Here is a 10,329-nt window from a genome sequence, read left to right as displayed (position 1 = left end):
GACCCCACCGGCCCCCCCGGCTCGGGGCCGCTGCCGTGCCCGGGGGGCGGCAACGGCCCGGCCCCTGGGGTTCGTCGGGAACGAAGGACCGCGTGAGGTGTCAGCCGACCCGGGCGGCTTCGTGGCCGGCCCGGATCCGGAGCCCGTCCAGAGCCGGCAGCAGCCAGTCGTCCACGGCCGTCACGGACCCGTCGCCCTCCGGCTGAAGATCGGCCAGGAAGCGTGTGGCCAGGTCGATCAGGTAGAGCGCCATGACCGTGGAGACGGTGTGCGGGCGCAGACCGGTCTCGGCCATCAGAGGATCGCGCAACAGCCGTGAGCCGCTGTCCAGCCACCGGTGCACCCCGGGATGGACGCCGGCCTGCACGGACTCGTTGAGGTCGTAGTGCAGCGCGTCGAACCCGGCCGGGGCATCCAGAGCGAGGCGTTCCCAGTCCCACACGAACGCCCGCCGCGAGGTGCTCGCCACGTTCCACCGGGTCAGATCCCCGTGCCAAGCGCCGAAGGGTATCCGCACGTCCGGCAGGCGGCGCAGGGCCTCGCGCAGCGGCTGCGCCTCGGGGCGGGTGCCGAGCACGGCGATGCGTTCCTCCAACGAGCGCCGGTACGGGCTCTCGGACAGCCGCCGGGTCCGCACCGTGCCCAGCCCGACGATCTGCGCGACGCACCGCAGGAGCTGGTGGCGGGTCGGGCGGTCGGTCTGGTCGCCCACGGGCAACGCCTCCTGCACCAGGAGCGGGTGACCGTTCCACTCGCCCTCGTGCAGCAGGCGCGGCACCGTCACGTCCTTCAGCGGGGACTCGTCCAGGTGGCGCAGCGCTCGTGCCTCGGCCCGCACCAGGCGCGAGGTCAGGCCGTTGGTGGCGACCTTGGCGTAGCCGATGGTGCGCCCGCTGGGGGCGAGCAGCAACAGGACGGGTTTGCGGTTGGCCCTGGGCGGACCGAGGTGGATCGCCACGAACACCTCCCGGTCCAGGGCCGAGGCGAGGGCGTTCTCGATCCCCGGACCCGCCCCCACGTACAGGCGGTCGCGTAGCAGCAGCGGTGCCAGCCCGGTCGCGAACGCCCCCGTCAGCGCAAGCGATCGCAGACGCTCCCCGAGAGAATGCCCCTGGGAGAAGGAGGCGATCCCGCGGGTGGCGGCCGTGCGGTTGTGTGCGGGCAGGATGATGCGCGGATTCCGGGCGTTGGGCACCGGAAGGTACTGGCTTCCGCGATCGCGCCGGGCCAGGCGGGCGCCGGCGAACTCCCCGTGGCCCAACAGGCCTCCGCACGGCCACAGCACCGCGGCCAGGTCGGTCAGGTAGGTCGTTTCACTGTTCACCGGGAACCCCCACGAGCACGATCGGGCATGGGGGCGACGTGGAGGCGGGCGCGCGGCATCAGTGCCCGGCCCCTGTGACAGCGTCGGAGGCTGTTCCCGTGACGGGTCCGTCGGCCGCCGGACCGGTGGCCGGCCCCGCGCCGTCAGCCGGTGGCCCTTGCGCGCGGTCGTGGTCGGCGACCCGGCAGGCGGGCACCGTCCCGGGCGCCACCGGGGCGGCAGCGGCGGAGGGGCCCGGGGCCCGGGGCACCGCCGCGTGTGCCAGGACCATCACGCCGGGGACGGCGGTACCGGTGAGTTCGGCGGCCCGCACGAGTGCGGCCAGGTCGTCGCGGCGCGACCGCCCGAGTTCCACCACCGGCACGACTGCGTCCGCCGCACCCAGGAGGGCCTCGACGTCGGCGCGCCCGGTCCCGGCGGTGCTGGTCAGTACGGCGTGGTCCACGCCGGGGAGCAGCAGGTCCAACAGGTCGTGCATCGCAGTGCCCTGCACGGGCGCGGTGGTCCCCGGCCGCCCGTGCCTCAACACACGCAGGCGCGGAACGGAGCCGGGGCGCACGGTGAGCGCACCGGGGTCCTCACCTTCCGCGAGCGCCTCGGCCAGGCCGGGCCCCTCGGGCAGGCCGAACGGGTCTGGGGAGGGATCCGCGCACACCAGGAGCGTTTCGGAACCGGTCCGGGCCAGCGCCGAGGCCAGATCGACGGCGGCCCTGGGCCCGGAGCGCCCGGGGGTGACCGAGGCGACCAGGACCGTCCTGCCGCCCTCTGCGGGCTCCCCGGCGAACGTGTCCCGGGTCTCATCCGGGGCCTTGTCTCCGTGCACGGCCTTCCGCAACCGCGCCCTGAGCAGGTGGGCGCAGGCATTGGCTCTCTGCCCGGGCCGTGTGTGCTGCTCGAAGGGTTCACAGGGCAGTTCGTCCAAGCGCGCGGGCACGGGCAGCTCCACCAGGACGGGCCGGCCGGCCAGCCGTGCGGCCTGTCCCCCGTCGCGGACCCGCGGGTCGGACCGGTCGCGCAGGAACGCTGCCGCCAGCCCCAGCACCAGGCCGACCGCGGGACCGCCCGCCAACCACGGCACCGTCGGGGACGAGAGCAGCGGGTCCGGTGTGCTCGCCGGGCCGAGGACCGTTCCGGGGTCCACGGTCTCCGAGAGCGCGGTGAGCGAGGCCGCGATCCGGCCCAGGTCGGTGATCTCCCTCTCGAGCGCGTCGGCCCGCGGGCCGACGCCGCCCTCGTCCTCGGCCTCGTCCAGTTCGGAGTAGAGGGCCTCCTGCTCGTCGCGCAGTGTGCGCACGCGCGTGGTCAGCAGCGCCTCGGTCTCCTGTGCGCGGGAGAGGAGGTAGGCGTCGGCCAGCGCGTCGGCGCCGGCACGGGCCNCCCACATCCACCTGCTCGGCCAGTTCCGCGGGGGAGAGGACGGCACCGGTCTGCTCGGCAAGGGTTTCGGACAGCAGCTCGGTGGTGTCTTCGGAGGCGGCGAGCTGTGCCTGGGTCTCCAGGTCGAGCCCGTCTGCGGGGACCCCTCCGGCCTCGGCCGCGCCCGTGGGCCGGACCTGGACCGAGGCGGTGGCGGTGTGTGAGGGGGGAAGGGCCGCCAGGGCCGTCACGGCCACGGCCAGGCCGCCCAGTAGGCCGGTCAGGACGATCCGTCGGCGGCGACGGACCAGAGCGGTCCGGTCCTTCGGTGCCGGAGCTGCGGAGCCGGGGGCGTCGGTGTCCATCGGGTCCTCTCGGGGCAGAGGTGAGGCACTTTTAGTGAGTGATTGAATACTAAGTGTAATGCCTTTGGGTGTGCTCGCTGCTTTGTGAAGCGGGCGTTTTTTCGAGGCAAAGTGACCGGAAAGTGCTGCGTCCCGGTGCCGACATGCCGGAAGGGGTGACGGGGCCTGCCCGTCACCCCTTCCGGATGCCTGTGTGCGGTCCGCTCAGCCGCCGATGATCTGCGGAGGAAGCCCGGTGCCCGACTCCCAGGCCTGGTCGCACGCGTCCTGGGTGGAGACCGTCTGCGCCCGCGCCGTGCAGTCCCGGTACTCGGCCACCTCGTCCTGGTGCGTGAACAGCACCGCCGCCATCAACGTCGACAGAACGACACCGACCGACCCCACGAACACACTCGCCATCGCCATGGGCGCGTCCACGCTCCGGCGCCGGGCGGCGCGGCGGGCTCGGAAGCCCTGGAACAGACCGAAGAGCGACAGGAGGATCCCGTACGGCGGGAGCAACAGGCCCATCGCACCGAAGAACAGGCCCCACAGCCCGCCTCTCTCGGACTTGGGCGGCTGCCCGTCGTTCTGCGGATCCGGGCTGTTCTCGCTCACGAGTGACTCTCCTTCGGGCGCCGGGGCGCCGTGTGGCCAGGACCAGGACCTGCTCGGCAGGCACCGAATCATCTGACTGGCGCGGAGCGTACCCGGTCCCGCTCTGCGGGCAGGGGCGGGAACCGGGAGAGCCGTCGCACAACCCCAGGTCCCCGTCGGTCCGACGCTACCCGGGCCGATAGGGTGGGATCGCGGACGGGGCCCGAGTCGGGCCCGGCCCTGGCGTCGCCTTGTGCGGCGCACACGTTTTCCCCCGGATGCTGCGCTGTCCCCCAGCGCCCCCGGGAGCGGGAGCCCGGCTCCCGTGCTGTTCTTCTACACATGAGGGAGAAGCACACTGTCCGCGCGAGTGGTGGTTCTCATATCGGGCACGGGCAGCAACATGTCCGCCCTGTTGGACGCGTGCCGTGCCCCCGAGTACGGGGCGCAGGTGGTCGCCGTCGGGTCCGACCGTCCCGGAGCCGGCGGGTTGGAACGGGCCGAGGCCGCCGGCGTGCCCACGTTCGTGGTCCCCTTCCGCGACTACACCGACCGCTCCGAGTGGGACACCGCGATGTCCGACCGGATCGCCGGCTTCCGGCCCGACCTGGTGGTCTCGGCCGGGTTCATGCGCATCCTCGGGCCGGCGGTCGTCGGACGGCACGCAGCGGTCAACATCCACCCGGCGCTGCTGCCCTCCTTCCCCGGCGCGCACGCGGTACGCGAAGCGCTCGCCCACGGTGTCCGGATCACTGGCACCACCATCCACTTCCTCGACGAAGGCGTCGACTCCGGGCCGATCATCGACCAGGCCACGGTTCCCGTCGAGGACGGCGACGACGAGGCCGCCCTGCACGAGCGCATCAAGATCGTGGAGCGGCGCATGCTCGTCGACACGGTCGGCGAGCTCGCGCGGCGCGGCTGGGACGTCGACGGCAGGCATGTGCGGCTCGGCCGCACCGAGCAGGGCCTCACGAACGCGAGCGAGACGAAGGAGGACCCGTGACCCAGCGGGCCATCAGGCGGGCGTTGATCAGTGTGTACGACAAGACCGGTCTGGAGGGTCTGAGCGCCGGCTTGGCCCAGGCCGGCGTGGAGATCGTCTCGACCGGCTCCACCGCCGCGCGGCTGCGCGAGGCCGGGATCGAGGTCACCCCCGTCGAGGAGGTCACGGACTTCCCCGAGATCATGGGCGGCCGCGTCAAGACACTCCACCCGTACATCCACGGCGGCCTCCTCGCCGACCAGGACGACCCCGGGCACATGGAGACCATCGACGGTCTGGGCATCGCGCCCTTCGACCTGGTCGTGGTCAACCTCTATCCCTTCGGCGAAACGGTGGCCTCGGGTGCCTCCGACGCCGATTGTGTCGAGAAGATCGACATCGGCGGACCCGCCATGGTGCGTGCCTCCGCCAAGAACCATGGCAGCGTCGCCGTCGTCGTCGACCCTGGTTCCTACGACGAGACCCTGCGTGCGGTGAGCGGGGGCGGCTTCACCCTCGACCAGCGCAAGCGCTTGGCCGCACAGGCCTTCCAGCACACCGCGAGCTACGACGCCGCCGTCGCGACCTGGTTCGCCGAGTCCTACGCCCCCGACGCCGAGACCGAGGAGTCCGGCTGGCCGGCGTTCTTCGGCGAGGGACACGAACGCGGCCAGGTGCTGCGCTACGGCGAGAACCCCCACCAGAAGGCGGCCCTGTACACCGCTTCCGGGGCAGCCGGGACCGGTCTGGCCGGCGCCGAGCAGCTGCACGGCAAGGCGATGAGTTACAACAACTACGTCGATGCCGACGCAGCCCTGCGTGCCGCGCACGACTTCTCCGAGCCGTGTGTGGCCATCATCAAGCACGCGAACCCGTGCGGCATCGCGGTCGGCGCCGACAACGCCGAGGCCCACCGCAAGGCCCACGCCGGCGACCCCGTCTCCGCGTTCGGGGGTGTCATCGCCACCAACCGCCCGGTCGGGTCCGACCTCGCCGAGCAGATCGTGGAGATCTTCACCGAGGTCGTGGTGGCGCCCGCCTTCACCCCCGAGGCCGTGGACGTGCTCACCCGCAAGAAGAACACCCGCCTGCTGGTCGTCGATGGAGCCGCGGGTGTGACCGGCGGTGTCGAGCACCGCCAGATCAGTGGCGGGCTGCTCGTGCAGTCGCGTGATGCCGTGGACGCGCACGGCGACGACCCCGAGAAGTGGACGTTGGCCACCGGTACCCCCGCAGACGCGCAGACCCTCGCCGACCTGGGTTTCGCCTGGCGTGCGGTACGTGCGGTCAAGTCCAACGCGATCCTGCTCGCCGCCGACGGCGCCACGGTGGGTGCGGGTATGGGGCAGGTCAACCGGGTCGACTCCGCCCGCCTGGCGGTCTCGCGGGCGGGGGACCGCGTGCACGGTTCCGTGGCCGCCAGTGACGCCTTCTTCCCCTTCGCGGACGGCCTGGAGATCCTCACCGGCGCGGGCGTGCGTGCGGTCGTCCAGCCCGGCGGGTCCGTGCGTGACGACGAGGTCGTCGCGGCCGCCGAGGCCGCCGGGGTCACGATGTACCTGACCGGAACCCGGCACTTCTTCCACTAGCCGTGCTCGGCGGGCGCCGAATGCGAGCGTCCGCCGAGCTCCTGATCGTTCGGAGACGAGGAGTCACGATGAGCGCGACCGTTCTCGACGGCAAGGCCGTCGCCAAGGCCATCAAGGAGGACCTGGCCGAGCGGGTCTCCGAGCTGCACGCCAAGGGAGTGACCCCGGGGCTGGGCACCGTTCTGGTCGGTGACGACCCGGGCAGCCACACCTACGTGCGAGGCAAGCACCGCGACTGCGCCCAGGTCGGGATCGCCAGCATCCGCCGCGACCTGCCGGCCGACGCCCCCCAGGCCCAGGTGGAGCAGGCCGTGCGCGAACTCAACGAGGACCCGGCCTGCACCGGTTACATCGTGCAGCTGCCCCTGCCCCGGGGAATGGACGAGGGCCGGGTACTCGGCCTCATCGACCCGGCCAAGGACGCGGACGGCCTCCAGCCCGCCAACCTGGGCAAGCTCGTCCTCATGGAGGAGGCCCCGCTGCCCTGCACCCCGCGCGGGATCGTGGAGTTGCTGCGCCGTTACGACGTCCCGCTCAAGGGCGCCGAGGTCGTCGTGGTCGGCCGCGGCGTGACCGTGGGCCGTCCACTGGGCCTGTTGTTGACGCGCCGTTCGGAGAACGCCACCGTCACCTTGTGCCACACCGGAACCCGTGACCTGGCCGAGCACACCCGGAAGGCGGACGTGGTCGTCGCCGGTGCCGGTGTGCCCGGGCTCATCACCCCCGACATGGTCAAGCCGGGCGCCGCTGTGCTCGATGTCGGTGTCACCCGCACCGACGACGGGCTCGCGGGCGACGTGGCCGCGGGTGTGGACGGGGTCGCCGGGTTCCTCTCGCCCAACCCGGGCGGTGTGGGGCCCATGACCCGGGCGATGCTGCTGGTCAACGTGGTCGAGAACGCAGAGCGTCAGGCCGCCGCGCTGTAGGGACCGGCGGTCGACCGTCCGTGGGGCCCACGCACGCGGTGGATTCGAGGGGCGGTCGCAACCTCCTGAGAGGCAGGGTGTTGCGACCACCGCTGGAACCCGAGCTCGCGTGGGCCCCGCGTGTGTCCGGGGCCGCCGACTCAGCTGGCCCAGCGCTCGGTGCCCACCGGCATCGGCCGCACCAGGCCCAGGGAGACGACCTCGTTGGCCAACCGGGTGCGCCGGTTCTGCCCCTCGGGCACACGGAACTTCTGATACAGGCGCAGCAGGTGCTGTTTGACCGCTGCCTCCGTTACCACCAGTGCCTCGGCGATGTCGCGGGCCGTGGCGGGTGCCACGAACGCCTCGTCGGACAACGCGGGCTGGCACAGGACGGTGAGCACGTCGAGTTCGCGCCGGGTCAGGTCGGGTACCGCCTCGCGCCGCAGCTCGAGGTCGGGCCGCATCTGCTCCCGGGGCAGCCCGCCCACACGGCAGCGGGCGGTACCGAAGGTGAGGACGTCGCCGTCCTTGAGTACGCGGCGGGCCACGGGCCGTCCGTTGACCCTGGTGCCGTTCCGGGAGAGGCCGAGGTCGACGACGTAGACGTAGGGACCGCGCCGGACCAGTTCGGCGTGCAGTTGGGAGACGGTCAGGTCGCGCAGATGGATGTCGGCGCCCTCGCCGCGGCCGACGGTGGTGACCTCGGCCGAGAGGGGGCGGGCCTCACCGGAGGAATCGATCTTCAGGTAGGGCCCCTCGACCGGGTCCTCGGTCGTGGCGACCGGTGGTCGGGGGTGCTGACGACGGTGGGGGAAGGACGGTCGGGGGGTGGTGGTCCGGTCCGCGCTAGGAGTGGGCTTCATGGGGGTGGTCCTCGCTCACCGTGGCACTGGAACACCACCTGGGTTACCCGGGCTGCACTGGTTCTACGCGCTTACTCCGGAGTCAGAGGGACAAGGCGCAGCAAATACGGCTCTGTGGCCGTCGTGGGGCAGGAATCGGCCCCGGTCGCTCCGGCAGGCATCAGACCGTTACCGTGAGCTCTGGGGCCGGGGCGATTCGGGCCAATACAATGACGGTGGTCCTCCCCGGCTGCCACGGCCTTGCCCCGCACTCGGGTCCGTAGCCGGAAGGCACACGGGCGCCGCGCCGTTTTCGGACATCCCGTGACGTGCGTGTGGCCGGTCTGGGCCAGAGTCGGGGAACGACCGTGGAACGAGCCGCGCGGCGGCCAAGCACATGAACCGAACGGGTCGGTACGCGGTGGACAGGGCGGAGCAGACGGAAGTGGCGGACTCGGGTACGCCGGACGACGACGTCCCCCAGGACAACACCTCCGGTGACGGCGAGAGCCGCGCCGAGGAGGTCCCCCCGGGGGAAGGGGAACACACCCCCGAGCAGGTACAGGAAGCGCACGCCGAGGAGGCACAGGGTTCGGGAACCGCCGGGTCCGTGCTTGCGTCCAGGATCCCCCCGTGGCTCGCCCAGGTGCCCTACGCGCTCGTGCTGTCCGGCCTCGCGGCGGGCATCGCCGTGGTGGGGTTCGCCTACTTCAAACGCGGCCCCGCTATCATCGCCGGGGCACTCGTGCTCGCGGCCGTGTTCCGTCTGGTGCTTCCCAAGGACTGGATCGGCATGCTCGCGGTACGGCGCAGGTGGGTCGACCTGACCGTGTTGGTCGGGCTCGCGTGCCTGCTCATCGTGCTCGCGTGGGTGGCGCCGCAACTGTCCACCTAGGCGTCGAATAAGCTTGATGTCGAGATACCGCGACCGTCTCCCCGATGTACACGGACACCGGGAGGGATCGCCGTGCGCGGAGCAGGCCGCGCCCCGGTCACGAGCCGGTGCGCGGCATCCGCCGCACGAGGCGGTTGCCGAGATTGAAGGGACAGCCACACAGCCATGGCCAAGATCAAGGTCGAGAACCCCGTAGTCGAGCTCGACGGTGACGAGATGACCCGGATCATCTGGTCCTTCATCAAGGACCGACTGATCCTGCCTTACCTCGACATCGACCTGAAGTACTACGACCTCGGCATCGAGGAGCGTGACCGCACCGACGACCAGGTCACCGTCGACGCGGCCCACGCCATCAAGGAGCACGGGGTCGGCGTCAAGTGCGCGACCATCACCCCGGACGNCCATCCGCAACATCCTCGGCGGCGTCGTCTTCCGTGAGCCCATCATCTGCGAGAACGTCCCGCGCCTGGTCCCGGGCTGGACCCAGCCGATCATCATCGGCCGCCACGCCCACGCCGACCAGTACAAGGCCACGGACTTCAAGGTCCCCGGTGCCGGCACGGTCACCATGACCTACACCCCGGAGGACGGCAGCGAGCCCATCGAGTTCGACGTCGCCGAGTTCGGCGAGGCCGGCGGCGTGGCCATGGGCATGTACAACTACCGCAAGTCCATCGAGGACTTCGCGCGCGCCAGCCTCAACTACGGCCTGGACCGCAACTACCCGGTCTACATGTCCACCAAGAACACGATCCTCAAGTCCTACGACGGCATGTTCAAGGACGTGTTCCAGGAGATCTACGAAGCCGAGTTCAAGGAGCGGTTCGAGGCCGCCGGCCTGACCTACGAGCACCGCCTCATCGACGACATGGTCGCCGCGGCGCTCAAGTGGGAGGGCGGCTACGTCTGGGCCTGCAAGAACTACGACGGTGACGTGCAGTCCGACACGGTCGCCCAGGGATTCGGCTCGCTGGGCCTGATGACCTCGGTCCTGCGCACCGCCGACGGCCGTACCGTCGAGGCCGAGGCCGCGCACGGCACGGTCACCCGCCACTACCGCCAGCACCAGGCGGGCAAGCCCACGTCGACCAACCCGATCGCGTCCATCTTCGCCTGGACCCGCGGTCTGGAGCACCGCGGCAAGCTCGACAACACCCCCAAGGTGGTCGAGTTCGCCCAGCAGCTCGAGGACGTCGTCGTCAAGACCGTCGAGGGTGGCCAGATGACCAAGGACCTCGCCCTGCTCGTCGGTAGTGAGCAGGAGTGGCTCACCACGCAGGAGTTCCTCGCCGCCTTGGACGAGAACCTGAGCAAGCGCCTCGCCTGAGGACGCACACCACCGGGGGCCGGGCCCGATCCGGGCCCGGCCCCCTCCGGCGGGGATGGTCATCCCTTTGCCCGGGAAGGAGGCGCCCGGTCGGCCCCGAAGCGGGACCTCGGGTTCTAGCGGTCCCCGCAACACCCTGGAGTTCAGGGAGTTGCGGGG

General features: G+C 71.5%; 7 protein-coding genes and 1 pseudogene. 5 read left to right on the top strand and 3 right to left on the bottom strand.

The genetic code is table 11. The annotated features are described in order from the left end of the window. Positions 1 to 100: 100 nt before the first annotated feature. Together D473_RS0118895 and D473_RS0118885 are read right to left on the bottom strand one after the other, a co-directional pair. Positions 101 to 1,324 carry a phosphotransferase gene (locus tag D473_RS0118895; protein ID WP_017610613.1) on the bottom strand — a complete coding sequence of 408 codons (1,224 nt, stop codon included), beginning with the start codon at positions 1,322 to 1,324 and terminating at the stop codon, positions 101 to 103. Positions 1,325 to 3,249: 1,925 nt separating this feature from the next. Continuing rightward, positions 3,250 to 3,642: a hypothetical protein gene (locus D473_RS0118885; RefSeq protein ID WP_017610611.1), complete on the bottom strand. Its 393-nt coding sequence runs from the start codon at positions 3,640 to 3,642 to the stop codon at positions 3,250 to 3,252. Between the two features lie 349 nt (positions 3,643 to 3,991). Here D473_RS0118885 and purN point away from each other — a divergent pair, with 349 nt between their 5' ends. The 3 genes from purN to D473_RS0118870 all read left to right on the top strand — a co-directional run bounded on the left by purN (position 3,992) and on the right by D473_RS0118870 (position 7,121). Beyond that, entirely contained in the window at positions 3,992 to 4,627 is a 636-nt protein-coding gene (gene purN, locus D473_RS0118880; RefSeq protein WP_017610610.1) for a phosphoribosylglycinamide formyltransferase, read from the top strand. Further along, complete coding sequence (purH, locus tag D473_RS0118875) at positions 4,624 to 6,195, top strand: bifunctional phosphoribosylaminoimidazolecarboxamide formyltransferase/IMP cyclohydrolase (protein WP_017610609.1); 1,572 nt, start codon at positions 4,624 to 4,626, stop codon at positions 6,193 to 6,195. Before purN ends, purH begins: the two co-directional genes overlap by 4 nt. A gap of 68 nt (positions 6,196 to 6,263) precedes the next feature. Then, on the top strand, positions 6,264 to 7,121 hold the full coding sequence (locus D473_RS0118870; RefSeq protein ID WP_017610608.1) for a bifunctional methylenetetrahydrofolate dehydrogenase/methenyltetrahydrofolate cyclohydrolase: 858 nt from the start codon (positions 6,264 to 6,266) through the stop codon (positions 7,119 to 7,121). Positions 7,122 to 7,261: 140 nt separating this feature from the next. Here the strand turns inward: D473_RS0118870 and D473_RS0118865 are convergent, their stop codons facing one another. Next, positions 7,262 to 7,966, bottom strand: coding sequence for an FHA domain-containing protein (locus D473_RS0118865; protein WP_017610607.1), 705 nt, complete (start codon positions 7,964 to 7,966; stop codon positions 7,262 to 7,264). Between the two features lie 376 nt (positions 7,967 to 8,342). Here D473_RS0118865 and D473_RS27740 point away from each other — a divergent pair, with 376 nt between their 5' ends. Both D473_RS27740 and D473_RS25825 read left to right on the top strand, forming a co-directional pair. Continuing rightward, the gene (locus tag D473_RS27740) at positions 8,343 to 8,840 is read left to right on the top strand and encodes a DUF3017 domain-containing protein (protein ID WP_083918036.1); all 498 of its coding nucleotides are present in this window, start codon (positions 8,343 to 8,345) and stop codon (positions 8,838 to 8,840) included. A 165-nt stretch (positions 8,841 to 9,005) separates the two neighbouring features. After that, positions 9,006 to 10,170 (top strand): annotated as a pseudogene (locus D473_RS25825) (NADP-dependent isocitrate dehydrogenase). Positions 10,171 to 10,329 lie beyond the last annotated feature (159 nt).

This window comes from Nocardiopsis xinjiangensis YIM 90004, from assembly GCF_000341145.1.
Classification (GTDB): domain Bacteria; phylum Actinomycetota; class Actinomycetes; order Streptosporangiales; family Streptosporangiaceae; genus Nocardiopsis; species Nocardiopsis xinjiangensis.
Note: the sequence above shows the minus strand (reverse complement) of the source record. Positions and strands in the feature narration are given on the sequence as shown.